This is a genomic window from Nocardia sp. NPDC005366 (assembly GCF_040606855.1).
Classification (GTDB): domain Bacteria; phylum Actinomycetota; class Actinomycetes; order Mycobacteriales; family Mycobacteriaceae; genus Nocardia.
The window spans coordinates 14,800-39,683 of record NZ_JBEXFQ010000041.1; the positions used below are offsets into that span (position 1 = coordinate 14,800).

The 24,884-nt window shown below is 68.4% G+C and carries 24 protein-coding genes; 12 read left to right on the top strand and 12 right to left on the bottom strand.

The annotated features are described in order from the left end of the window. The first annotated feature begins 220 nt into the window (after nt 1–220). From ABZS43_RS31865 to ABZS43_RS31880, 4 genes are all read left to right on the top strand, one after another. Nucleotides 221–2,695 carry an AAA family ATPase gene (locus tag ABZS43_RS31865; RefSeq protein ID WP_355039699.1) on the top strand — a complete coding sequence of 825 codons (2,475 nt, stop codon included), beginning with the start codon at nt 221–223 and terminating at the stop codon, nt 2,693–2,695. Nucleotides 2,696–2,729: 34 nt separating this feature from the next. Beyond that, the gene (locus ABZS43_RS31870) at nt 2,730–3,179 is read left to right on the top strand and encodes a hypothetical protein (RefSeq protein WP_355039700.1); all 450 of its coding nucleotides are present in this window, start codon (nt 2,730–2,732) and stop codon (nt 3,177–3,179) included. A gap of 241 nt (nt 3,180–3,420) precedes the next feature. After that, nucleotides 3,421–3,810, top strand: coding sequence for a YchJ family metal-binding protein (locus ABZS43_RS31875; RefSeq protein ID WP_355039701.1), 390 nt, complete (start codon nt 3,421–3,423; stop codon nt 3,808–3,810). A gap of 16 nt (nt 3,811–3,826) precedes the next feature. After that, the gene (locus tag ABZS43_RS31880) at nt 3,827–4,117 is read left to right on the top strand and encodes a SelT/SelW/SelH family protein (RefSeq protein ID WP_355039702.1); all 291 of its coding nucleotides are present in this window, start codon (nt 3,827–3,829) and stop codon (nt 4,115–4,117) included. A gap of 103 nt (nt 4,118–4,220) precedes the next feature. Here ABZS43_RS31880 and ABZS43_RS31885 read toward each other — a convergent pair whose 3' ends face one another. Further along, complete coding sequence (locus tag ABZS43_RS31885) at nt 4,221–4,532, bottom strand: zinc ribbon domain-containing protein (RefSeq protein ID WP_355039703.1); 312 nt, start codon at nt 4,530–4,532, stop codon at nt 4,221–4,223. Nucleotides 4,533–4,597: 65 nt separating this feature from the next. Between ABZS43_RS31885 and ABZS43_RS31890 the strand changes: the two genes are divergently transcribed. Beyond that, nucleotides 4,598–6,205 carry a carboxylesterase/lipase family protein gene (locus tag ABZS43_RS31890; protein ID WP_355039704.1) on the top strand — a complete coding sequence of 536 codons (1,608 nt, stop codon included), beginning with the start codon at nt 4,598–4,600 and terminating at the stop codon, nt 6,203–6,205. Nucleotides 6,206–6,216: 11 nt separating this feature from the next. Here the strand turns inward: ABZS43_RS31890 and ABZS43_RS31895 are convergent, their stop codons facing one another. The 3 genes from ABZS43_RS31895 to ABZS43_RS31905 form a co-directional block, all read right to left on the bottom strand. Then, nucleotides 6,217–7,524, bottom strand: coding sequence for a cytochrome P450 (locus tag ABZS43_RS31895; protein ID WP_355039705.1), 1,308 nt, complete (start codon nt 7,522–7,524; stop codon nt 6,217–6,219). A 159-nt stretch (nt 7,525–7,683) separates the two neighbouring features. Then, nucleotides 7,684–8,406 (bottom strand): TIGR03089 family protein, encoded by a 723-nt coding sequence (locus ABZS43_RS31900; protein ID WP_355039706.1) that lies wholly within the window; start codon nt 8,404–8,406, stop codon nt 7,684–7,686. A gap of 33 nt (nt 8,407–8,439) precedes the next feature. Next, on the bottom strand, nt 8,440–9,921 hold the full coding sequence (locus ABZS43_RS31905; protein ID WP_355039707.1) for an LCP family protein: 1,482 nt from the start codon (nt 9,919–9,921) through the stop codon (nt 8,440–8,442). A gap of 216 nt (nt 9,922–10,137) precedes the next feature. Here ABZS43_RS31905 and rfbD point away from each other — a divergent pair, with 216 nt between their 5' ends. The 3 genes from rfbD (at nt 10,138) to ABZS43_RS31920 (ending at nt 13,189) form a co-directional block, all read left to right on the top strand. Next, nucleotides 10,138–10,992: a dTDP-4-dehydrorhamnose reductase gene (gene rfbD, locus ABZS43_RS31910; RefSeq protein ID WP_355039708.1), complete on the top strand. Its 855-nt coding sequence runs from the start codon at nt 10,138–10,140 to the stop codon at nt 10,990–10,992. A 173-nt stretch (nt 10,993–11,165) separates the two neighbouring features. Beyond that, entirely contained in the window at nt 11,166–12,059 is an 894-nt protein-coding gene (locus ABZS43_RS31915; RefSeq protein WP_355039725.1) for a glycosyltransferase family 2 protein, read from the top strand. A gap of 50 nt (nt 12,060–12,109) precedes the next feature. Beyond that, complete coding sequence (locus ABZS43_RS31920; protein ID WP_355039709.1) at nt 12,110–13,189, top strand: NDP-sugar synthase; 1,080 nt, start codon at nt 12,110–12,112, stop codon at nt 13,187–13,189. An 83-nt stretch (nt 13,190–13,272) separates the two neighbouring features. Here ABZS43_RS31920 and ABZS43_RS31925 read toward each other — a convergent pair whose 3' ends face one another. After that, entirely contained in the window at nt 13,273–13,488 is a 216-nt protein-coding gene (locus tag ABZS43_RS31925) for a DUF4287 domain-containing protein (protein WP_355039710.1), read from the bottom strand. A gap of 182 nt (nt 13,489–13,670) precedes the next feature. Here ABZS43_RS31925 and ABZS43_RS31930 point away from each other — a divergent pair, with 182 nt between their 5' ends. Together ABZS43_RS31930 and ABZS43_RS31935 are read left to right on the top strand one after the other, a co-directional pair. Next, the gene (locus ABZS43_RS31930; protein ID WP_355039711.1) at nt 13,671–14,264 is read left to right on the top strand and encodes a TetR/AcrR family transcriptional regulator; all 594 of its coding nucleotides are present in this window, start codon (nt 13,671–13,673) and stop codon (nt 14,262–14,264) included. Nucleotides 14,265–14,300: 36 nt separating this feature from the next. Continuing rightward, nucleotides 14,301–15,770, top strand: a complete 1,470-nt coding sequence (locus tag ABZS43_RS31935) for an NAD(P)/FAD-dependent oxidoreductase (protein WP_355039712.1) — start codon at nt 14,301–14,303, stop codon at nt 15,768–15,770. Nucleotides 15,771–15,782: 12 nt separating this feature from the next. Here the strand turns inward: ABZS43_RS31935 and ABZS43_RS31940 are convergent, their stop codons facing one another. The 7 genes from ABZS43_RS31940 to ABZS43_RS31970 form a co-directional block, all read right to left on the bottom strand. After that, nucleotides 15,783–16,703, bottom strand: a complete 921-nt coding sequence (locus tag ABZS43_RS31940) for a cation diffusion facilitator family transporter (protein ID WP_355039713.1) — start codon at nt 16,701–16,703, stop codon at nt 15,783–15,785. A gap of 72 nt (nt 16,704–16,775) precedes the next feature. Further along, a complete protein-coding gene (manA, locus tag ABZS43_RS31945; RefSeq protein ID WP_355039714.1) occupies nt 16,776–17,993 on the bottom strand; it encodes a mannose-6-phosphate isomerase, class I in 1,218 nt (405 codons plus the stop codon). Continuing rightward, entirely contained in the window at nt 17,993–19,210 is a 1,218-nt protein-coding gene (locus tag ABZS43_RS31950) for a tobH protein (protein ID WP_355039715.1), read from the bottom strand. The genes manA and ABZS43_RS31950 overlap by 1 nt, the downstream gene beginning before the upstream one ends. Nucleotides 19,211–19,323: 113 nt before the next feature. Beyond that, nucleotides 19,324–20,700, bottom strand: coding sequence for a phosphomannomutase/phosphoglucomutase (locus tag ABZS43_RS31955; protein ID WP_355039716.1), 1,377 nt, complete (start codon nt 20,698–20,700; stop codon nt 19,324–19,326). 75 nt (nt 20,701–20,775) lie between these two features. After that, complete coding sequence (locus ABZS43_RS31960; protein WP_355039726.1) at nt 20,776–21,156, bottom strand: DUF3499 domain-containing protein; 381 nt, start codon at nt 21,154–21,156, stop codon at nt 20,776–20,778. 112 nt (nt 21,157–21,268) lie between these two features. Further along, entirely contained in the window at nt 21,269–21,745 is a 477-nt protein-coding gene (locus ABZS43_RS31965) for a metallopeptidase family protein (RefSeq protein ID WP_355039717.1), read from the bottom strand. A 62-nt stretch (nt 21,746–21,807) separates the two neighbouring features. Then, on the bottom strand, nt 21,808–22,041 hold the full coding sequence (locus tag ABZS43_RS31970) for a WhiB family transcriptional regulator (protein WP_195069580.1): 234 nt from the start codon (nt 22,039–22,041) through the stop codon (nt 21,808–21,810). 349 nt (nt 22,042–22,390) lie between these two features. Between ABZS43_RS31970 and cofD the strand changes: the two genes are divergently transcribed. Then, nucleotides 22,391–23,530 (top strand): 2-phospho-L-lactate transferase, encoded by a 1,140-nt coding sequence (gene cofD / locus ABZS43_RS31975; RefSeq protein WP_355039718.1) that lies wholly within the window; start codon nt 22,391–22,393, stop codon nt 23,528–23,530. Then, nucleotides 23,524–24,873, top strand: coding sequence for a coenzyme F420-0:L-glutamate ligase (locus ABZS43_RS31980; protein WP_355039719.1), 1,350 nt, complete (start codon nt 23,524–23,526; stop codon nt 24,871–24,873). Before cofD ends, ABZS43_RS31980 begins: the two co-directional genes overlap by 7 nt. The last annotated feature ends 11 nt before the right edge of the window (nt 24,874–24,884 follow it).

Here is a 24,884-nt window from a genome sequence, read left to right on the forward strand (position 1 = left end):
AGCTGCCCGCCGGGGCTGGCGAGGGGTGGACATCGAGCGCGGCCGTGCGTGTTCGATGGCCATATCCATCCCCGCGGGCAGATTCGGACTCTTGAACCACCGCTGTATTCGGCACCCCGGTGGGCGAACTCGACCACATCGGGTAGCGTTTCGCTCAGCTTTCGACAGAGGACACCGGGCGCGAGGGCAGGCCGCGGATCGGTGGTGAAGGGGTTTCCGTATGCGCGTGAATCCCGCGGCCGATCCGGCCACGGAGGTATCGTCGCGCCTGCCCGACGTGGTGGCCCGGCGCTTATCCGAAGATCCCGCCGTCACCCCGGATATCGCGGAGGCGGTGCTGTGGTCTCTCGGGTCGGCCGGATCGCTCGGCCGTGGTGATTCGCACGGGGAGACAGACGAATTCGACGCCGCGGGCGTTTTCCTGCGAGCGATTCGAGTGCGCGGATTCCGCGGGATCGGCCCGGAGACGACATTGCGGGTGCCGCCCGGTCCCGGCCTCACGCTGGTCGTCGGTCGTAACGGCAGCGGAAAATCGAGTTTCGCCGAGGCCGCCGAACTGGCGCTGACCGGAGGAAATCGGCGCTGGGACGGCCGATCGGCGGCCTGGCGCGAGGGTTGGCGCAATCTGCACGCGGGCGAGTCGGCCCGCATCGAGCTGGATCTGCTCACCGCCGGTGCGGAACCCGAGCTCACCGTCGTCAAGGAGTGGGCGGCCGAGGCGGACCTGTCCGAGGCCGTGTGGACCGAGCGCAGGGCCTCGGTCTCGGCCGCCTCCGATGACGAAACCGGCTCGGCGCCTTTCGATGTCACCCGCTGGGCGGCCGTACTCGACCTCTACCGGCCGTTCCTGTCCTACAGCGAACTCGGCGCACTCGTCGACGGCAAACCGAGTGATCTGTTCGACGCGCTGCATCAACTGCTCGGCCTGGACGAATTGACAAGGGCCCAGGAACGGATGCGTGCCCGTCGCCTGGAATTGGAACGCGCCGCACGTGATTCGCGGCAGGAACGTCTCGAGCTGCTCGGCGCGCTCGAGCAGCTCGCCGACGATCGCGCGGTCAGGATGGCGCGACTGCTGCGTCCGGTGCAACCCGATCTCGCCGCGGTGGGCAGGCATATCTTCGGCGCGGTCGGCGACACCATCGGTCCGGACGGACTGCGCGCCATCGTCCGGCTCACCCTGCCGACCAGCGCCCAGGTCGACGAGGCGGCCACCCGCCTCGAGGAATGCGGCGCGGCGGTCGCGCGCGGTTCCACCACCGACGCCGAGGCCGACCTGCGGGTGCTGGAACTGCTGCGACGGGCCCGCGAACATGTCGACGCCGTCGGCGAATGCGCCTGCCCGGTCTGCGGACGCGGTGCGCTCGACACCGTCTGGGCCAGGGACGCGGACGCCTCGATCGAACGGCTCGCCGCCCGGGTGGACGCGCTGACCAGCGCGCGCGTCGAATTGAACCGCGCGGTACGCGATGCCCGCGCGCTAGCCGATCACGTCCCGCAGGAACTGGATTTCGATCCGAGCAGTCCGCCGACCGTCGACACCAGCGCGGTCCGTCGCGCCTGGGACGACTGGGCGGCGCTGACCGGCGCGGAATACAGTCCGGATCTGGCGGATCGGCTGCGCGCCGCCCACACCCGCCTCGTCGACGAACTCGAGTTGTTGCAGCAGGGCACCCGCAAGGAACTCGATCGGCTCGATGAGGTCTGGGCGCCGCTGGTGCCGCGCTTGGCCGGCTGGCTGGACAATGCCCGCGAAGTCTCGGTGCGCGCGAACGAACTGCGCACGGTCAAACGCGCCGAGGACTGGCTCAAATCCGCCACCGCGGGACTGCGCGGTGAGCGGATGGCCCCGCTGGAGACCACGGCCCGCTGGATCTGGCGGACCCTGCGCCAGCAGAGCAATGTGGAACTCGGCGCGATTCGCCTGCAGGGCAACGCCGGAACCGCGCGGCGCGTCCTGCTCGATGTCACCGTGGACGAGGTGGACGGCGCAGCCCTCGGCGTGATGAGCCAGGGCGAGTTGCACGCCCTTGGCCTGTCGCTGTTCCTGCCGCGCGCCACGGTCGAGGAAAGCCCTTTCCGGTTCGTGATGATCGATGATCCCGTGCAGGCCATGGACCCGGCCAAGGTGGACGGCCTGGCCAGGGTGCTGGCCATGGTCGCGTGGAACCGGCAGGTGATCGTCTTCACCCATGACGAGCGGCTGGCCGAGGCGGTGCGCAGGATGCAACTCGACGCCTGCGTCCTCGAAGTCCAGCGCCGCGAGCGTTCGGTGGTCGAGGTGCGGACCTCGAGCGATCCGGTGCGCCGCTACCTGGCCGATGCCCGCTCGCTCGTGCGCACCCCGCAACTGCCCCGCGCGATCGCCGATGAATTGGTCGCCACCTGCTGTCGGTCCGCGGTGGAAGCGGCGAGCCAGTCCCGCGCACGCCGCGACCTGCTGACCGCCGGTCTGCACCACCGGGAGGTGGAGCGCCATGTCGAGGAGGCCTTCACGACCCGCGCGATGGTGGCGCTCGCCGTCATGGGTGTCGACTACAACGTGGACGATCTCAACGAATTCCTCGCGCGCGACGGAAAGTGGCTGGTGAGCGTACTGCGGGATGTGACAGCGGGCGCGCATGTGCCGATCGGCCGCAGCATGCGCGAATTGATCACCGACACCGAACGTTTCATCGCCTGGCTGGTGCGGTGAGCACATCGCCCGGCGCGCGCGGCCCGAGCACCGGGTGAACGCGCCACGCCAAGCCAGGGGCGGGCGTGGGCGTCGTCCCGGCTCGCCGCGCCGGTCGACGCGACCACGTGCGCCCCGGCCGACGGTGGCCGAGCGTTTCGACGTGGTCGACCGGTTACTCGACGGTGAGGTCACCGACGCGGGCGGGGTCTGGTCGCGCGCCACGGCATGGATTCTGCGGCTGGCTCTCGAACAGTCGGTGGACGAGTTGTGGGCGCGGCTGGCGCCGGAGCTGATGCGCTGCCCGATGCGTGCCCAGTTACTGGCGCTGCGCAGCTATGCGGGGCCCGAGACCGCGGCACAGGTCGCGACGGTCTGGGCCGCGCTCTCACGTGCCGCCCACCATCACGATTACGAGCTCGCGCCCAGCGTCACCGAGTTGCGCCGGTGGCGTGAACAGTCCGCCGCCATCGCCGCCGTGCTGTCGAAGGTCGAGAGTCGCTGATGCCTACGCCGCCGATGCCTACGCCGCCGATGCCTACGCCGCCGATGCCTACGCCGCTGATGCCTCGCCGCTGATACCTACGCCGCTGATCGGCGAAGCGACGGTCGGCGCAGAGCAGGCGACACATTCAGTCGGCGTAGTGGCGGCCTACTCGCACGATCGCGATCTCCGTATCCGTGACGTGGTAGACGATGGACTCCCCGCGACCACCCCCACCGCGCCGACCGGCGAGAATCGGTGCATGACCCAGTCGCAACCATGTCCGTGCCGCAGGGGTGAACCCTTCGACGAATGCTGCGGACCGGTGCTCGCGGGGCAGCGGTCCGCACCTTCCGCCGAGGCGCTGATGCGTTCGCGCTATACGGCTTTCGCGGTCGGCGACGTCGACTACCTGCTGCGGTCGTGGCATTCGACGCGGCGTCCGCGCGATCTCGATCTCGACCCGGATCAGCGCTGGCTGTACCTGGACATCGTGCGCTCGGAGCGCGGCGGTCCGTTCGACGACGCGGGAACCGTCGAATTCGTCGCGCACTATCGCGCGGACGGCGTGCGCGGATCGCTGCACGAGGTCAGCCGATTCGTTCGCGAGGACGGGGCGTGGGTCTACCTCGACGGCGTGATCGAGCCGTGAACGGTACCGTCGGCGCATGGCGCGTATCGCGATCGAATACTGCACCCAGTGTCGCTGGCTGCTGCGGGCGAGCTGGATGGCCCAGGAACTGCTCAGCACGTTCGGCACCGATCTGGGCGAGGTCGCGCTGATACCGGGCACCGGCGGGGTCTTCCGCATCACGGTCGACGACGAGCAGGTGTGGGAGCGCAAAGCCGACGGCGGGTTCCCGGATATCTCGGTGCTCAAGCAGCGCGTGCGCGACCGAGTCGCGCCCGAGCGCGACCTGGGCCATGTCGATCGTCATGACAGCGAGCGCAGCGGCTGAGTCGCCGCGTGGCCACGGTGTGGTGAATCCGCCGTGCGGCCCCCGACAGTGACTCCGGCCACGTTGACACCGCCCGCACGCCACGGCGCGTGTGCGGGTGAGATCAGGCGCAGCAGCCGCCGCCGCAGCAACCGCCGCCCGAGGGCGTCGGTGCGGGGGAAGGCGCTGGCGTACCCCCGCCGCCCCGGCTGACCGTGGCGAATGTGGTGAGCAATTTGACGGTGTCGTCGTGTCCGTGCGGGCAGACAGCGGGATCCGACGATTGCGCCATGGGACGGTTCACTTCGAAGGTGTCACCGCAACTGCGGCACCGAAAGGCATAGCTCGGCATGGGGCCAGCGTATCGCGTCGGTGTCGAAAACCGCGTCTCACCTGCTGAGCCGGGATCGGGGACGTACTCTCGAATAAAGATCATGAAGTGCCGACCCTGGAGTAGCAACTGTCCAGCGCACTGACGGGTCGGGGCAGGAGGTGCGGAAGATGAGCGAGCACAGTGAGCCGAGCTCGGGCCGAGTCACCCACCGCACAGCCCAGCACGGCGGCGATCATGGTGACGCGCTCGTAGTGCGCACCGAGTACGGCAGCGTTCGAGGTTTCCTCGACGGGCCGGTCGCCGTCTGGCGCAGCATCCCCTACGGCGCGCCTGTCACCGGAACCGGACGGTTCCGTCCGCCGTCGCCGCCGCCGCGATGGGACGGCATCCGCGAATGCGCGACCTTCGGCGATATCGCCCCGCAAACGATGGGCGCCATGGTGCCCGTCGACTCGGAGCTGCGGATGGGCGAGGACTGTCTGTGGGTGAATGTGTGGGCGCCGCGCGGTCTGGCGAACGAGCACGGCGAACCACGGCCCGTCTTGGTCTGGTTGCACGGCGGGGCCTACTGCCTCGGCACCGCGGCCCAGGCGGTCTACGACGGACGCAAATTGGCCGAAATCGGTGATGTCGTGGTGGTCGGGGTCAACTACCGGCTCGGCGCACTGGGATTCCTCGACCTGTCCTCGTTGTTCCACGGCTTCGTCCCCAACCTCGGGTTGCACGATCAGATCGCCGCGTTGGAATGGGTGCGCGACAATATCGCCGCCTTCGGTGGCGATCCCGGCAATGTGACGCTGTTCGGCGAATCCTCCGGCGGCGGCTGCGTGACGGCGCTGCTCACCTCTCCGCGCGCGGCGGGGCTCTTCCACCGGGCCATCGCTCAGAGCCCACCCGCCACAACGGTTTTCGGCCAGGAACGGGCCGCCGGTGTGGCGCGGCGATTCCTGGAGATGATGGAGCTGCCCCCGTCGCGGGCGCTGGAATTGAACGATATGCCGATCGAACGGATCGTGCGGGTGGCAGGCGTGCTGCTGGACGAGGTGCCGCTCGCGGAACCGGGCAGACTGGCGGCGGCGCCGGTCGTCGACGGCGATCTACTGCCGACCTATCCGATCGCCAGGTTCCAGGCCGGGCGTTCGCACCGCGTGCCGCTGATCATCGGCACGAACAAGGACGAGGCTTCGCTGTTCCGGGTGTTCCGTTCGCCCATCATGCCGGTCACGCCCGACGCGGTGAACCTGATGTTGCAGGATGTGGCCGCGAGCCACCCCGGGATGTCGGCCGAGCGGATCGCCGAAATCACCTCCGCCTACCCGGATCTCGCCAAGACCAGGGGTGCGCTCGCCATGTCGACCGACGCGGCGTTCCGCATGCCCGCGCACTGGGTGGCCGACGGACACGCCGAACATTCGCCGACCTGGGCCTACCGATTCGACCACGCCACCCCCATGCTGCGCGCGGCCCGTGTCGGCGCGGGCCATGCCACCGAATTGCCCTATGTATTCGGCAATTTCGGAACGTTGAACCACGATCCGACATTCTGGCTGGGCGGACGCAAGGCGGCCACCGACGTCTCCGGTCGGATGATGCGGCGCTGGCTGGCCTTCGCCACCCACGGTGTGCCCGCCGCGCTCGACGGTTCCAAACACTGGCCGCCGTATCGCCCGGCCACCCGCACCACGCTGGTGATCGACACTGCCGATCGGGTGGTCGAGAATCCACACGCCGACCTTCATATCGCGTGGGGTGACCAGGCCGTCGGCTTCAGCTGAGCCGCCGCGAATCAGACGGAGGTCGGTTCTTTCGCGTGCGCCGCGCGCCCGAGCCGGACCGGCATGCGTTCGTAGCCGTGCAGGGTGAACAGTCGGCGGCGCCGTGGCGTGCCGTCGAGGGCGAGATCGGGAAACCGCTCGAACAGTGCGCGCAACGCGTAGACGCCTTCCATGCGGGCGAGGCTGGCCCCGAGGCAGACGTGGATGCCGTTGCTGAAGGACAGGTGCTCCTTGGCATTGGCCCGGGTGACATCGAAGCGGGCCGGGTCGGGGAACACCAGGGGATCGCGATTGGCGCCCGCGAGCGACAGCACGACGGTGTGACCCCGTCGGAGCTGGATGCCGTCGAGTTCCAGATCCTCCAGCGCGGTTCTCGCGGTGGTCTGGACCGGTGAATCGATGCGGAGCACCTCTTCCACGGCGTTCGGCCACAGGTCGGGTTCGGCGCGTAACCGGTCGAGTTGGTCGGGGTTGGCCAGCAATTGGACGACGCCGTTGCCGATGAGATTGACTGTGGTCTCGAACCCCGCGCCCATCAGCAGGCTCGCGGTGGCCTTGAGGGCTTGATCATCGAGTTCTCCCGCGCTGACCAGTGCGCTCAGGATGTCGTCACCGGGGTTGTTCCGCAGTCGCGCGATATGGGCGTCGAGGTATTCGTTCATCCCCTCCATGGATTTCAGCGCGCGACGATGTGTCCGCCACGAGATCCCGATATCGAGCAGCGGCGTCATCCGGTCGCCCCAGCCGAGGAACAGGTCGCGGTCCCGGTCCGGGAAGCCGAGCATTTCGGAGATGATCGCGATCGGAACCTGGGCGGCGAACGCGGAGACGAGGTCGGCCGTGCCGTTCGATGGCAGCGCGTCGAGTAATTCCTCGGTCACCGTCTCGACCCGGTCGCGGAGTTTGGCGATGGCTCGCGGGGTGAACGCGGAGGCGACGGGTTTGCGCATGGCCGTGTGCTCGGGCGGGTCGATGACGAGCATCGACGGCGGTTCGACGGGATTGGGCGGTAGCGGGAAGCGGTGCGAGAGCCGCCGCAGTGGTTTGGGGATATCGAAACTCTCTGGCGTGCGTACCCCGAAACGGCTGTCGCGCAGGATCGCTCGGATCAGTTCGTGGTCGAACACCGCCCAGGACAAGCGGGTGCGCACCAGCCTGTCGTTGCCGCGGAGTTCCTCGATGAGCGGGTAGGGGTCATCGATGCCGTCCGGTCCGCCCATGAGGATGGCGAACGGGTCGCCGCGGCGGGCTTGGGTGCGCAGCACCAGGCGGGGTGTGCCCTGCTGAGACAGCCAACGGAACCAATACTGCGGCTTCATGTACCACCGACCTCGTCGTTGTGTGATATCCACCACGGTACGGGCTCGGTTCCGGCGGGGGAACGTCCCCCGGTCGGATGCCCGACCTATACCCGGGTAGGACTTCCGGGTTCGGTGGTCGGACCCGGAAGATGACGTCGGCAACCGGTGGAAAGCTACCTACCCGCGCTGCGCGGTGACCCGCTCCGAGGCGATGCGACGATCCCTGACCGCGGGATCGGGGTTGACGACCTGCACGAGGGACGCACCCACGGCGAGAACCGAGACGAACCCGTCGATCAGTTCGGCCGGGGTCTCCCACGTCGTGCTCGACAGCACCCGGTCGCTGTCGGCGAACCCCTGCCGCAGCGCGGATTTCCTGGCCTCCGCGAGAACCTCCGAGACGGGCATGCCGTCCAGTGCGACGCCCGCGCCGCGCGGATGGAACTGGTCGCCGTGGACGCGGACGGCGGTGGCGAAATCGGTGATCCCGAGGGGCAGGTCGCGCACCGGGCCGCCCATGGGGTCCAGGGACAGTGCGGCGACCTCGGGGACGCCGTCGACGTCATCGAGGCGATCGGCGGTGACCAAGGCCAGGTCGGCGTCCGGATCGGGGCGCAGTACCACCTCGGTCCCGGCCCACCAGCAGCCGAGCAGGACGGCGGCGGTCTGCCAGTGCGCCGGCAGCAGGACGGCGACGCGCGCGCCGGGGCTCAGACCGAATTCGTCGCGAATCAGGTTGCCGGTCTTGGCGGCCCAGTTCGCCAGCGTGAGCCCGGACAGCTCGATGCGCGCGCCGGTCGCGTCGTCGTAGTACGTGACACGCGGACCTGCCGGATCGCGGGCCAGGATCGGATCGAGGACGGCCTCGGTGAGGGTGAGCGCCCGGTCGAGATCACGCATTCTCGAAGTCGCGATCGTCGGCGGGGAGGGTGGTCAATTCACGCATTTCGGTCCGTTCTGGCCTGCGTCTATCGGTGGGGCGGGGGGAACCGGCGTCGCGGAGGATGAGGTTCCGGAGAGATCGAACATGGAACTCGCCGCCGAGCCCGGACCAGAATAGTCGCTCGCCAACACGACGCCGACCGAACCCGATGACATCGTCTCGTCCTCGACCACCGTGAGTCCGCCGAGTGTCTGCGCCACCGCCTTCGCGCCGGGATCGGAGGTATCCGCGGCGAGCACTCGGCTGCTCGTCGCACTGCGCCCGGAGTAGTTGGAGACCGTGCCCTCCCGGAAACCCTTGGCGCTCAGTGCCTGCGACACCTTGCCCGCCAGTCCCGCGATACCGCTGGCGTTGAAGACGCTGACCGTCACACCGTTCGGATTCACGGGCGGCGGTTCGGATTCGGCGCTCGACTCGCCGACCAGCGAAGCCACGTAGGACTTCACCGATTTCGGGTCGACCCGCACCACCGATTCGCCGTCCCCGGTGGTGCCGTTGAGATCGGCCACCGGAATCGTTTCGAACTTCACCTGTCCGCCGGACAGATCCTTCAGCTGTTGCAGGAAGGTCAGCACATCCCAGTCCTCGTCCAGGACCACGGTGCGGCCGACCGCCTCGCTGAGCTGGCTGAGCCGGGCGGGACTGGCGAGGGTTTTCGCGCTCAGCACCTGCCCGACCAGTTGGGCCATGAAAACCTGCTGGCGCACGATGCGGTCGAGGTCGCCGCGTTCCAGATCATGACGCTGGCGCACGAAGCTCAGTGCCTGCGGTCCGTCCAGCTTCTGCCGTCCCGCGGGGAAGTCCGCGCCGGACATCCACTCGTCGACCGGATTGTTCAGGCACACGTCGACGCCGCCGACGGCTTCGGTGAGCAGGACGAATCCGAGCAGGCTGACCTCGGCGTAATGGTCGACGGTGATCCCGGTCAGATTGGCCACCGTGGTGATCAGCGCCTTGCGCCCGGCTTTCGTCGACTGCTTCTCGACCTCGGCGTCGGACAGGCCCTTGTCGACCAGCTTCAACCGTTCGGCTTCCTTGGTCGCGCCGTAGGCCGAATTGATCTTGCCCTTGCCGAATCCCGGTATGTCGACATAGGAGTCGCGGGGCAGGGAGATGGCGGTCGCGGACCGTCCGTCGTTGGGAACGCGCACCAGCACGATGGTGTCGGTGTTGGTGCCGACCTCGTCACCCGCGTGCAACATGGCGCGTTCGGCCTGGGTCAGCGCGTTGCCGTGCGCGTCGGTGCGACTGTCGACCCCGACCAGCAGAATGTCGACGGCGCCGTCGCGGGTGCCACCGAGGCCGAGGTCGCCTATGCGCTCGATATTGGAGATCAGCGCGTCGACGCTGTGCCAGGCGAAGCCGGTGACGACCACGACGAGCGCGGCCAGCATCGCGACGATGATCTGCACCGGCCCGAAAGTTCCCGGGCCGCCGGCTCCGGACGATCGCGATGGAACCGACCCGCTCATCGACTCAACTCCCGCATCCTCTCGACGAACTCGATGGAATCCGGTCGCGGCATGCCGTGGGAACGAAGCGGCGTCATCCACCCGACCGGCCCCGCCTCCGGCTGCCCCCCGCCCGCTCCGGTGGCAACTGTCCCCCGGAACATACGCTCCAGGCTAACCAACGGCTACCTCGGTACGGCTCAACCGCCGCGGTCCCGGCGTGCCAGACTTGCGCCCGTGACTGTGTCGAACCCACCGTTGACCGCCCGTCTCGTCGTGACTGGAGCCGGTGGACAGGTGGGCGGGGAGCTGTTGCGCCTCGCCCCCGATGCCCGCGGATACGGCCGCGCCGACCTCGACATCACCGACCCCGCCGCGGTGCGCGCGATCATCGAGCCCGGCGACGTCGTCCTCAACTGCGCCGCCTACACCGCGGTGGACCGGGCCGAATCCGAGCCGGACGCGGCATTCGCGGCCAACGGCACCGGCCCCGCCGTACTCGCCGCCGAGTGCGCGCGGGTGGGAGCCCGATTGATTCACCTGTCCACCGATTACGTTTTCCCGGGTACCCACGATCGGCCCTATGACACAGCGGACGCGACGGGGCCCACCACGGTGTACGGGCGGTCGAAACTCGCGGGGGAGCTGGCCGTCCTCGAACAGGCGACCGACGCGCAGGTGGTACGCACGGCCTGGGTGTATCGGGGCCATGACGGCGATTTCGTCGCTACCATGCTCCGGCTCGAACGCGAGCGCGACACCGTCGACGTGGTCGACGACCAACTCGGCTCGCCGACCTACGCCGTCGACCTCGCCGCGGGCCTGCTGGAATTGGCGAACCGCCCCGCCGCGCCCCGCCTGCTGCACGCCACGAACACGGGACGGGCCACCTGGTTCGAGCTGGCTCGCGCCGTCTTCGAGGAGATCGGCGCCGATCCGGATCGGGTGCGGCCGTGCGATTCCACCGCCTTCCCGAGACCTGCTCGGCGCCCGGCCTATTCGGTGTTGTCGGACCGGTCGTGGGTAGCGGCCGGGCTGACGCCGTTTCGTCCGTGGCGGGCGGCCCTGCGTGCCGCGCTCGCCGATCGCTGAGCGCCGCGCGAGCGAGACCTGCTCCGCCCTTGTCGATTTCGATGATCCCGCGACCGCGGCGGATCACACCCGCGGGAATGTCGCCGGGGATTCACACCGGGGGCCGCGCCGCGAAGCGGATCCGACTAGGCTGGGCGGTCGTGAGTGAGCGCAGCGAGCGAACCGACAACCCAGTGTCCGATTCCGCGTCTTCAGCGTCCCCCGGCCGCATCGCGGTCGTCACGGTGACCTATTCGCCGGGCGAGCATCTCGAGCATTTCATCACCACGCTAGCTCACGCCACCAGTGAGAAACCGCAGGTGATCCTGGCCGACAACGGGTCGGTCGACGGGGTGCCCGAGCTGGCGGCCGAAGCCAACTCGCATGTGCGGCTGCTGCGGACCGGGGGCAATCTCGGATACGGCGGCGCCATCAATCGCGCCGTCGCCGAAATCGATCCGGATATCGAATTCGTCGTGATCGCCAATCCGGATATCCGGTGGGGCACCGATTCCATCGACGAATTGCTGGCCGCCGCCGAACGCTGGCCGCGCGCGGGCGCGATCGGGCCGATGGTGCTCGATCCGGACGGCAGCGTCTACCCGTCGGCGCGTTCGGTGCCCGGACTGCTCGACGGTGCTGGTCACGCGATCCTCGGTACCGTCTGGCCGGGAAATCCGTGGACCCAGCGCTACCGCCAGGACAACGAGCAGATCGCCGAACGCACCGTCGGCTGGCTCTCGGGCTCCTGCCTGCTGGTACGCCGCGACGCCTTCGACGCCATCGACGGCTTCGACTCGCGCTACTTCATGTACATGGAGGACGTCGACTTCGGCGACCGCATGGGCAAGGCGGGTTGGCACAATGTCTTCGTACCGTCCGCCGAGGTCACCCACGCCCAAGGCCATGCCGCCAGCCGTCACCCCGAGTTGATGCTGCCGGCGCATCACGCGAGCGCGTACCGGTTCCAGGCCGACCGGCATCCGCACTGGTGGCAGGCGCCGCTGCGGCTCGCGTTGCGGGCCGGACTTGCCATTCGCTCCCGGATTGCGGTTCGATCTGCGCTGCGACAGCAGGCGCGCGGCTGACCGGAGACGGGGGGCGCGCGGGAACAATCCACTGTGAACAGGGGAAGTTGATGGCAGGACATGCAGGCACCGAGGCCGTGATTCTGGTCGGCGGCCAGGGAACGCGGCTTCGTCCGCTGACCCTGTCGGCGCCCAAGCCGATGCTGCCCACCGCGGGACTGCCATTCCTCACCCACCTGCTCGCGCGGATCGCCGAGGCCGGAATCACGCACGTGGTGCTCGGCACCTCGTTCAAGGCGGAAGTCTTCGAGGAATATTTCGGCGACGGTTCCGATCTGGGCCTCGAACTGGAGTACGTCACCGAATCCGAGCCGCTCGGCACCGGCGGCGGCATTCGCAATGTGCTGCCCAAGCTGCGCGGGGACACCGTGATGGTTTTCAACGGCGATGTGCTCGGCGGCACCGAACTGGGCGCGATCCTCGACACCCACGAGTCGACCAACGCCGACGTCACCCTGCACTTGGTGCGGGTCAGCGATCCGCGGGCATTCGGCTGCGTGCCGACCGACGCCGACGGCCGGGTCACCGCGTTCCTGGAGAAGACCCAGGATCCGCCGACCGACCAGATCAACGCCGGTTGTTATGTCTTCCGCCGCGAGTACATCGAGAAGATCCCGACGGGCCGCCCGGTCTCGGTGGAGCGCGAGGTCTTCCCCGCGCTGCTCGCCGAGGGCGCCCGCGTCCAGGGGCACGTCGATTCGTCCTACTGGCGCGATATGGGCACCCCCGAGGATTTCGTGCGCGGTTCGGCCGATCTGGTCCGCGGCATCGCGCCGTCGCCCGCGCTGCCCGGCCAGCGTGGAGAATCCCTCGTCCATCCCGGCGCGGGCGTCGCCCCCGGCGCCCTGCTCATCGGCGGCACCGTCGTCGGGCGCGGTGCGGAGATCGGCGCGGGCGCGCGGCTGGACGGCGCCGTCATCTTCGACGGCGCGATCATCGAGGCGGGCGCGACCGTCGAGCGCTCCATCATCGGCTTCGGCGCCCGTATCGGTCCCCGAGCCCTGGTGCGCGACGGCGTCATCGGTGACGGCGCGAATATCGGCGCCCGCTGCGAACTCCTGCGCGGCGCCCGCGTCTGGCCCGGTGTGGAAATCCCGGACGGCGGCATCCGCTTCTCCACCGACGTCTAGCTTCGCCGCAAGACAGCCCGCGCGCGGTCGGACACGCACCCGGCAGGGACCCCCTCGCCGCACATGTCATGGGCGGATCATGTTCAGGAAGACCACTTCTCGGGGTTCAGATGATGCTGGGTGATCGCGCTGGCATGGCCGTGGCCGAATCCGTGCTCGGTCTTGAGCCAGGCGACGAGATCCTTGAATGTGGTGTGGCCCGATTCGGTCATGGCGGATTTCCATTCGGCGATGGTGCGGCCGTACTTGGCCTCGATGGAGGGGAAGTACGACGCGGGTCCGCGCGGTGTGGTCGCCATGGGGGACTCCTTCACTATCTGTTTGTCGGTGTCGACGGGCTGTGCCGGGCGAAATCATCGGTGCCTGGAGGCGTATGCAATAGATCACAGGCCACAGACAGGGTGCTGCCGCGAGATACGGCAATGGCGCCGCGCCCGGTAACTGAGCCGAGTTAGATTGTCTAGCGATGCTAGAATTTGGTGTGACCGCCCAGACCCGTAAGGAACGTGAACGCGCCGAACGGCGCCAGCAGATCATCGATACCGCGCGCGAGCTCGCGGAAGATCAGGGCTGGGAGGCGGTGACGGTACGTCGCCTCGCCGAACGCATCGAGTACAGCCAGCCCGTCCTGTACAGCCACTTCGCGGGCAAGGCCGCGATCGTCGCGGCGGTGGCCGAACAGGGGATCGTGGATCTCACCGCCGCGCTGCGCGTCGGTGAGACCGCCGCGTCCACCCCCGCCGCCGCGTTCGAGCGCGTCACCCGCGCGTACCTGGACTTCGCCGCGGCGCATCCGGCCCGCTACGACGCGATGTTCGTCCTGACGAGCGACCTCGTCTTCGGTTTGGAAGCGCCGCAGGCGCTGCGCGACGCGTTCGGTGTTTTCGAGGATCTGTTCCGCCGGTTCGTCGACGACGCCGCGCTCGGCGCGCGCGCGGAAGTCGCCTGGAGTTCCCTGCACGGACTGGCGACCCTCGAACGCAGTGCCAGGTTGCGCCCGGAACTGCGCGAGCAGCGCATCGCCATGCTTGTCGCCGAATGGCTTGCCGCGGTCGGCGCTGAGCCCGGCGACTAGCGCTGGTTCGTCTCGGCCCGGCGGTAGCGTGTGGTCATGGCTGATGCGGTGGTGGTCGGGTCGGGACCGAACGGCTTGGCGGCGGCGGTCATCCTGGCGCGGGCCGGGCTGGCGGTGGAGGTCTACGAGGCCGAATCCACCGCGGGCGGCGGGTCGCGCACCGCCGAGCTGACGTTGCCGGGATTCCGTCACGATCTGTGCGCGGGTGCGCATCCGATGGCCTCGGCGTCACCGTTCTTCCTGGCCTTCGATCTGCCCGCGCACGGTGTGGAACTGCTGGCGCCGGAGGTGAGCTACGCGCATCCGCTCGACGGCGGCCGGGCCGGACTGGCCTGGCGCGACCTCGATCGGACAGTCGAGTCTCTCGGGCGTGACGGCGCGGCGTGGCGCGGACTCTTCGAGCCGATGGTCCGGCACTGGGAGGCCATCGTCGGCGTCGCGATGTCGGATCTGCGCAGGCCGCCGCGCGAGCTGCTGACCGCAGCGCGCTTCGGGCTCCGTGTCGTCGAACAGGGCACGCCGCTGTGGAATCTGCGGTTCGACGACGAGATCGCGGCAGCGCTGCTGACCGGCGTCGCCACCCACGCGATCACGCCGCCGCGCGCGATTCCCGCCGCGGGGGCCGCCATCCTGCTCGGAACCCTGGCACACGCCGACGGCTGGGTATTGCCGCGCGGAGGCAGCCAGGCGATTCCGGATGCGCTGATCGCCGAACTCGAACGGCTCGGTGGCCGGGTGCACACCGACCACAGGATCGACTCGCTCGACGAATTCCCGGACGCCCCCGCGATTCTGCTCGATCTGGCCCCCGCCGAACTGCTCCGCATCGGCGGGCACCGGCTACCGGACCGCTATAGCGAGCGATTGCGGCGTTTCCGTTACGGCGGTGCGGCCTGCAAGGTGGATTTCGCGCTCTCCGGCCCGGTGCCTTGGGCGGCCGAAGGCTGCGACCGCGCGGGCACCCTGCACCTGATCGGTAGCAGGGCCGAGGCCATGGCCGCCGAACGGGCGGTCGCGGCGGGTCGCCACGCCGACCGGCCCTACGTGCTCGCCATCCAACCGGGCGTTGTCGATTCGACCCGCGCCCCGGCGGGCAGCCATACGTTCTACACCTACGCCCACGTGCCCAACGGATCACCGCGCGATGTGAGCGCCGCCGTCATCGATCAGGTCGAACGTTTCGCGCCAGGGTTCACCGACCTCATCCTGGCCGAACACGTCTACACCGCGGCCGAGCTGCCGGAGCACAACGCCAATTACATCGGCGGCGATATCTCCGCGGGCGCGATGACGTTGCGCCAGTTCCTTTTCCGCCCCGCACCGCGCTGGAACCCGTACGCCACTCCGATTCCCGGCGTCTTCCTGTGTTCGTCGTCCACCCCGCCCGGACCGGGGGTTCACGGTATGAGCGGCCTGCACGCCGCGCGCCACATTCTGCGTTCGCGCTTCGATATCCGCGCCGATCCGCTGGATCTGCTTCGCGCACCGCAAGGGCAGCCGCGCTGACCTGGGCTCGACCTACGTCGCCTGTTCCCGGTACAGATCCGGTTCGAGGTAGATCACCCGGGCGGCGGGCACGGCGTCGCGCACCCGCGATTCGGCCTCATCGATGGCATTGGCGATCTGGCCGATATCCAGTCCTCGGGTGAAGCCCAGTTTGGCGGCGACCAGGATCTCCTCGGGCCCGAGGTACTGCGTCTTCAGGTGGATCACCCGCTCGATGCGATGCCCGTCCACCAGATTCGACCGGATCTGCCGTTCTTCCTCGGGCGTCGCGCCCTCGCCGATCAGCAGGCTCTGCATTTCGATGATGAGGATGATCGCGATGACGCCGAGCAGAATGCCGATGGCCAGCGTGCCCAGGGCGTCCCACACCGGATCGTCGGTGGCCATGGTCAGGCCGACGCCCGCGAAGGCGAACAGCAGACCGATCAGCGCGCCGGTGTCCTCCAGCAGGACCACCGGCAGCTCGGGACTGCGCGAGGTCTGGATGAACCGCCACCAGCTGGTCGTGCCCTTCAGCGGCCGCGATTCCTTGACCGCGGTCATGAAGCTGTAGCTCTCGAGTCCGATGGCGATCAGCAGGATGAGGATCGCGATGATCGGGGAGCTGAGTTCCTCGGGGTGTTGAACCTTGTGGATACCTTCGTAGATCGCGTAGATCGAGCCGAGGGTGAACAACACCAGGGCGACGATGAACGAGTAGAAGTAGCGGTTGCGGCCGTATCCGAACGGGTGCAGTTGGTCGGCCTCCTTCTCGGCGCGCTTCTGCCCGAACAGCAGCAGGCCCTGATTGGAGGTATCGGCCACCGAGTGCACGGCCTCGGCCAGCATCGACGCGGAACCGGTGATCGCCGCACCGACGAACTTCGCCACCGCGATTCCGGCGTTCGCCGACAATGCGGCGATAATCGCCTTCTTGCCACCACCAGCAGACATATGTCGGATGTCCTCTCTCGTTTGCCGATCCCGGCTAACCTAGCCTGTCCGGCCGCCGGTATCCGAATGAGATCAGTTCGCGCTGCCAACGCACGCGCAGAAGAACTGGGCCCCGCCGTCCACCGCTTGCGCCCGAATATCGCTGTCGGCGGCCGAGATCCAGGCCGCCGCGCCACGTTCGAGAACCAGGGTGTCGTCGCCGTGCAGGAGCCGGACGGTCCCCGCGGTGCACAGGACGATGCCTGGGCCGTTGTGCAGTGGCACCTGCGCCGAGCCCGCGATCAGGTCGAAGCGGTGCAGGGCGAATTCCGGGGCGGGGGTCCGGTAGCGGACCGAACCGTCGCCCGCGGGCTCCGGCAGCACCGCGGGCAGATCGATCGGCTCGAAATCCAGTACCCGCAGCAATTCCGGCACGTCGACGTGTTTCGGGGTGAGACCACCGCGCAGCACATTGTCGGAGTTGGCCATGATCTCGACACCGAGCCCGCGCAGATAGGCGTGCAGATTCCCGGCGGCCAGGAATAAGCCCTGCCCTGGTTCCAAGGTCACGCGGTTGAGCAGGACCGCCGCGAGAACTCCCGCGTCGCCCGGATAGGCCTCGGCGAGTTCGAGGGTGGTGCGGGCCTCCGCGGTGAACACCCGATCGACCTTGGCCGACAGATATCGCACACAGCCGTCGAGCACCGCGGGCAGCAGCGTCGCGAGCGCGTTGTGCGGCAGGGTGATCCAGGTCGTGAACAGCGTCCGAAGACCGGCCGAATCCGGTTGTGCCGCAAGCAGGTCGGCGTAGGGCGTGAGCTGTGGGACATCCAGCGCGCGCAGCAGCGCGACGGTTCGGTGCGGTTCACGGAACCCCGCCAGCGCCTCGAACCGCTCGAGCGCGACGACGAGTTCCGGTTTGTGGTTCTCGTCGCGGTAATTGCGCATCGGTGAATCCAGCGGCACCCGCGCCCGGTTCTCCCGTTCGAATCCGGTCTGTGCCTGCGCCGAGCTCGGATGGGCCTGCAACGACAGCGGTTCCTCGGCCGCGAGGATTTTCAGCAGGAACGGCAGTTTGCCGCCGAACTCCGATGCGGCGGAGCCGAGTTCCCGCTCGGGATCGGCGGCGACCAGTTTCAACAGCGATATCGTGCCGTCCGGCGTCCGCACATGCCCGGGATCGGCGGGATGGGCGCCGAACCACAATTCGGCCTCGGGGTGGGCCGAGGGAACCGGTCTTCCGCACAGCTCAGCGAGCGCGGTGCGCGAGCCCCAGGCGTAGGAACGCAGCGCACCAACGAGTTCGTGCACTAGTAGCGTCCCCCGTCGTACTGATCACCGGGGGCCGCGGCGACGCCGCGCGATCCGATCAAACGCAGATAGGCCGCGGCCATTTCGACGCGCAGCGCGATTACCGCGAGTTGCTCCAGTTCGGTGCTGTGGGTGGCCGAGCCCGGCAGCGGAACGCCCACTTCGTCCACCCTGGCCCGGGTCGGGCCCGTCGGATCGCTCAGCGTGCTCTGCAGCAGATCGACATCGGCGTTCACCAGGTCGGCGTCGACCAGTCCCGAGCCGCTGAACACCGCGAGCCTGCGCCGGGCGGCGGCCTGGTCGGGATCGGTGCTGAGAACGAAGACCCGCGTGCGTTCCACCGGTGCCGGACCGTCGAGTTCCTCGTCGTGGAACAGCGGATCGAAACCGGCCGCCGCCGCGCCCGCGGCCTCGCCCAGGCGGGCATTGGCCGCGACGGCCTCGTGCAGATCGGCGGACGCGGCCACCCGACCGGCCGATTGCAGCAGCACCTCGGCGCTGTGCTCGGCGAGTACGGCGGTGGCGGGGGAGTCGCCCGCGAAGACGATGCCATGCTGCTGCATCCGTGAGGCCAGGGTTTTGGCCGGATTGTGGAAGACCTCGTTCTGAGGTCCGTCGCGCAATGCCTCGGCGTCGAGCACGTCCGCGAGCGCGGTGAGATCGGGAACGGCCGCCCCCGAACGCGTCGGGTCGATGATGCGCAACACCGCGATCCCGACCGCCAGGTAGCGCAGCAGCCGGTTGTGGTCGAGTACCGTGACGCGCGGTTCGAGCAGCGCCGTACGCCTGGCAGCCGCCGTGCGCAGCGGCCCCTCGATGGGTGCGGCGACCACGACTTCCGCGCCGCGCCGCTGGGCGCGGTCGACGGCATCGATGAGACGCGGATCGCCGGCGTCGTCGCCCGCGACGAGTACCACGTCGAGCGGGCCGACCCAGGGTGGGAGGGCGGGTGTGGAGACGATGGGCAGACCCGCGCGGTCCCCGAGGGCCGCCACCAGCAGCCCGGCCGCACGCGCGGCGCGCCCGCCGCCGGTCACCAGGACGACGCTGCGAGGTCGGAGGTCGGCGAGTGGCGCGAGCGCGTTCTCGCCTACGGCCGCCGCGGTCGCGCGCACTTGGGCGCCACCCGAAGCCGCCGAACGCAGGGCGCCACCGTTATCGGCTGCCTCGAGCGATGCGGCGTCATCGAGGTCGATTACCGGAGTTCCAGCGATCATCGGGCGTCCCACCTCCCCTCATCGCGCTGTGTCCGACTCGCCCGAACCCACCCGGGCTGTACACACCGAGCCCAGGTCGGGCGAATCCAATGTCTGTGATTCCACTATTCCAGTCAGGAGCGCACGATGCTCAGAATCTCGGTCACGAGTGCGTCTACTTCCTCCGGCGTCCTGGCTTCGACGTTCAACCGGAGCAACGGCTCGGTATTGGACGCCCGCAGATTGAACCACGCGTCGTCGGCGAGCTGTACGGTCACGCCGTCCAGCCTATCCACGGCGACGGCACGCTCTTCGAACGCCTCCAGCACCGCCAGCGTCCGCTCCCCGGCGTCCGCGACGGTGGAATTGATCTCCCCCGACGCGGCGTACTTCTGGTAGGCCGCCATCAGCTCCGAGATCGGCCGGTCCTTCTCGCCGAGCGCGGCGAGCACGTGCAGCGCCGCGAGCATGCCGGAATCGGCGCCCCAGAAATCGCGGAAATAGTAGTGCGCGGAATGCTCGCCGCCGAAAACCGCACCGGTGGTGGCCATCTCCTGCTTGATGAACGAATGGCCGACCCGAGTGCGCACCGGAGTGCCGCCGAGTTCGTGCACGAGTTCGGGCACCGCGTGCGAGGTGATCAGGTTGTGGATGACGACCGCGCCCGGCTCCTTGGCCAGCTCCCTCTCGGCGACGAGGGCGGTGATGGCGGACGGCGAGACCGGATCGCCCTTCTCGTCCACCACGAAACACCGGTCGGCGTCACCGTCGAAGGCGAGACCGATATCGGCGCCCGAGGTACGGACGAGTTTCTGCAGATCCACCAGATTCGCGGGATCGAGGGGATTGGCTTCGTGGTTGGGGAAGGAGCCGTCCAGTTCGAAATACAGCGGCTCGATCGTCACCTGGGGCAGCGTGCCGAGTACCTCGGGCACCGTGTGCCCGCCCATGCCGTTGCCCGCGTCCACCGCGATGGTGAGCGGCCGGATGTCATCGATCTTCACCAGCCCGCGCAGGTATGCCGCGTACTCGGCGAGCAGATCCACCCGCGTCTCACTGCCGCGCGGACCGTCGAAGGCGGGCACGCCCGATACGACCTCGTCCTTGATGACGGCCAGGCCGGTGTCCTGGCCCACCGGCAGCGCCTTGGCCCGGCACAGCTTGATGCCGTTGTAGCGCGCCGGATTGTGGCTCGCGGTGAACATCGCGCCTGGGCAGTCCAGGCTGCCCGAGGCGAAGTAGAGCTCGTCGGTGGACGCGAGGCCGATATGCACCACGTCGAGGCCCTGGCCGAGCACCCCGTCGGCGAAAGCGGAGGCCAGTTCCGGTGAGGAGTCCCGCATATCGTGTCCGATGACAACGCGGGAGGCACCCTCGCCGCGCATCAAGCGCGCGAAGGAGGCCCCGACGTCGCTGACGAATTGCGCGTCGAGCTGTTCACCGACCACTCCGCGAACGTCATAGGCTTTGATCACCGCGTTCACGAATTCGGCAGAGCGCGTGGCTGTCATAGCCACCACCCTAGTGGTTTGGCCGGACGGGACCGACGGGGTCCTGCCTCGAGTCGGTCGCCACGTCCTGGTGCGTCAGCTCGGCGGGTCGGGCAGCACGCGCAGATGACCACGCCTACCGGTCCTGGTGGCGCGCTGCGGCGGCGGTGCGTAATCGCGATAGCCGCGCTGATCGGGTTCCGGGGGACGGCGCCGCAGACCGGCCTCGCGCACGGCCTCCGCCAACGCGGTCAAATCGTCGTCATCCGGTGTGCTGGAGGAGAATCCGCCTTCGTGCCGGACCATATCCCAGCCCTTGGGGGCGGTGATGCGGGAGGCGTGTGTTTCGCAGAGGTCCCATGAGTGCGGTTCGGCGACGGTGGCGAGCGGTCCGACGACGGCGGTCGAGTCGGAGTACACATACGTGAGCGTCGCGACTGCTGGATTCTTGCAGCCGGGTCGGCAGCAACGACGCATGGGGATCACGCGGATGAGAGTAACCCTCCCGGGGCTCGGACGCGGCCAGACACGCGGTAAAAGGGGTGAGGCTCACGTGAGGAGGGCCACGTCTATTCCTCGGGATCTATGTCTATTCCTCGGGATCGATGATGTCCGGGTCGACGCCGAGGTAGGTGGCGATCTGCTGGACGAGAACTTCGCGCAGCAGGTCGACGAGGTCGTCCGGATCGCTCGCCCGCAATTCGAGCGGCTTGCGGAAGAGCACGACGCGCGCACGGGTGGCCGCCCCGTGGCGATCGACGCCCGCGGGCACCAGCCGGGAGAGGGGAACGGGACCGTCGGCCACCACCTCGTCCGGCCAGGTGACCGAATCCGGGTGCAACGGACGGATTTTCGGAACATCGTCGACGGCGATATCGAGTTTGGTGAGTCGATCGTGCCAGCGGCTGTCCAGCGGCGCGAAGGCCTCGAGCACCAGCCGGTCGAATTGCTGGCCGCGGGTCCGCCAGGCCGGGACGGTCGGCGGCAGCATCGGTCCGCGCACGCCGCGACCACGGCGGATCACCGACCGAGCGGTGGGTGGTCGTCGATTGCGTGAGCGAGACATACAGAGAAATCTAGGTGAACGCGCACCGACCTCGTGCATCGAGGTCGGTGCGGCATCAGGTTCTAGCCGATTCCGCGCTTGAGGCGGCGGCGCTCCCGTTCGGAGAGGCCGCCCCAGATCCCGAAGCGCTCATCGTGTGCGAGTGCGTAGTCCAGGCACTCATCGCGTACTTCGCAACCCATGCAGATCCGTTTCGCCTCGCGGGTCGAGCCGCCCTTCTCGGGGAAGAACGCCTCCGGATCGGTCTGCGCGCATAGGGCGCGTTCCTGCCACTGCTCTTCGATGGATTCGAACATCTCGTCGAAGCCCGGCGCGACCAGGCTGAGTCGGGGTGTCGATACGTCGTCGCCCGCCTCCCGTTCGATCCGGCCGATGTCTGTGCAGACGCCACGTGCTGCGCCTGCTGTGGAATCGGTTGGCGTGACCATGTCTTCGGCCATCGCTCCGCCTCCTCACTGTGTGTTAGCGCAGAATGATTCTTTCCGTCGGACCAACGCGCACACCGACGGCCGTACCCCGCGACGTTGTCCCGCGGACATCCCCGAGCCCGTCACCCCGATGCGAACATGTGTTCGAAAAGTTGTTCGCGACACGCACTCTCGCGCGAACGCCGGAATGACATGTCTGTGATTAGACACGCCGGACGTGTTGATGGTCAAGCGGTCGACGCTATTCCGTTACTATCCGTCGCCGATTTCTGTGTTGATCTTGTGGTACGGAATAGCAAATGACCAGCAAATACGGTGTGAACGCCGCATGTTCGGGTACCGCATAGGCTGTGTCGATGTGACTGCACAACAAGCGGACATCGCGCCCGCGAACGGGCCCAAGATCGCCGTACTCGTCGGCGGAGTCGGTGGTGCGCGCTTCCTGCAGGGCGTTCGGGAACTGCTGCCGGAAGCAGAGGTTTCCGCGATCGTCAATGTGGGTGACGACGTCTGGATGCACGGCCTCCGTATTTGCCCTGACCTCGATACCTGCATGTACACCCTGGGTGGCGGAATCGATGCCGAACGTGGATGGGGACGGGTCGGAGAAACGTGGCATGCCAAGGAGGAACTCGCTGAATACCATGCCGAGCCGGACTGGTTCGGGTTGGGCGATCGGGATATCGCGACGCACTTGATTCGAACCGAAATGTTGCGTGCCGGGTACCCGCTTTCCGCGGTCACCGAAGCGCTGTGCAACAGGTGGCAACCTGGCGTGAAACTCATCCCCGCAACTGACGATCGCTGCGAAACGCATGTCGTTGTGAGTGATCCCGGCAACCCTGGCGAACGCCGCGCGATCCATTTCCAAGAGTGGTGGGTTCGTTACCGCGCGAACATCGAGACCCATGGATTCGCGACAATCGGGGCGGATGACGCCACTCCTGCGCCAAATGTGACGGATATCATAGCCGAGGCGGACGTCGTACTGCTGGCGCCGTCGAACCCCGTCGTCAGCATCGGCGCGATCCTCGCGGTGCCCGGAATCCGCGGCGCGCTGCGCACCACGGACGCCACAGTGATCGGCGTCTCCGGGGTGATCGATGGGAAGCCACTGCGTGGGATGGCCGACGAATGCCTGTCGGTGATCGGGGTCGAGACCACAGCCGAGGCGATCGGCCGCCACTACGGCGCCCGCTCCGCCACCGGCATCCTGGACGGCTGGCTGATCCACAGCACCGACACCGCGCGGGTACCTGGTGTCGAGGTGCGCAGCGTGCCGTTACTGATGACCGATCCGCCCACCACCGCGGAGATGGTGCGTGAGGCTCTCGACCTGGCCGGAGTGAAATGGTGACAGCGAATTCCGATCACGCCGCTACCGAACTGCGGATCCTGCCGATCACCGGACTGCCGGAGTTCCGGCCCGGCGACGACCTGGCCGAGCACATCGCCGCTGCGGCGCCCTGGCTGGCAGACGGCGACATCCTCGTGGTCACCAGCAAGATCGTGGCCAAAGTAGAGGGCCGCATCGTCGCCGCGCCGCTGGATCCCGAGGAACGCGATAGCGCTCGTCGGGCGCTGGTGGATCAGGAGTCGGTGCGGGTGCTGGCGCGTAAGGGCCGGACCCTCATCACCGAGAACAAACTCGGCATCGTCCAGGCGGCGTCCGGGGTGGACGGCTCCAATGTCGAGCAGGGCGAATTGGTGCTGCTGCCCAACGATCCCGACGGCAGCGCGAAGGCATTGCGTTCGGCGTTGACCGAGCGTCTCGGCATCAGCGTCGCTGTGGTCGTCACCGACACCATGGGCCGCGCCTGGCGCAATGGGCAGATCGACGCCGCCATCGGCGCATCGGGTCTGCGGGTACTGCACGATTACGCGGGCGCGGTGGACGGACAGGGCAATGAACTGCACGTCACCCAGGTCGCGATCGCCGACGAACTGGCCGCGGCCGCCGACCTGGTGAAGGGCAAACTCGGCGGGGTTCCGGTCGCCGTCGTACGGGGACTGCCCGTGACCGACGACGGCTCCGGCGCGGTCGACCTGTTGCGCGGGGGCACCGACGATCTGTTCTGGCTCGGCACCGCCGAAGCCATCCAGCAGGGGCGCGGCGAGGCGCTACTGCTGCGCCGCTCCATCCGGCGGTTCGCCGACACCCCCGTCGACCCGGAGCGCATCCGCTCCGCCGTCGCGACGGCGCTGACAGCGCCGGCACCGCATCACACCCGCCCGGTGCGTTTCGTCTGGCTGCGCAAGCGGGGACTGCGCCGGCAGTTGCTCGAGGCGATGGCCGACACGTGGCGTGCCGATCTCAGCGCCGACGGACTCGACCAGGAACGGGTGGAACGCCGGATCGCCCGCGGACGCATTCTCTTCGACGCACCCGAGGTGATCATCCCGTTCTGCGTGCCCGACGGTGCGCACGATTACCCGGACGAGCGTCGTCGCGGCGCGGAGCGGACCATGTTCACCGTCGCCGTCGGCGCGGCGGTGCAGGGCCTGCTGGTCGCCTTGGCGACCGACGGAATCGGCAGCTGCTGGATCGGCTCGACTATCTTCGCCCCCGAGGTCACCCGCGACGTGCTCGGTCTCGCGGACGACTGGAATCCGTTGGGCGCGATCGCCGTCGGGTATCCGCTGCAGGAGCTCACGCCGCGCCCTGTCTTCGGTCCAGGGTCGGGACTGGTGGAATTGTGAGCGGCGGCGCG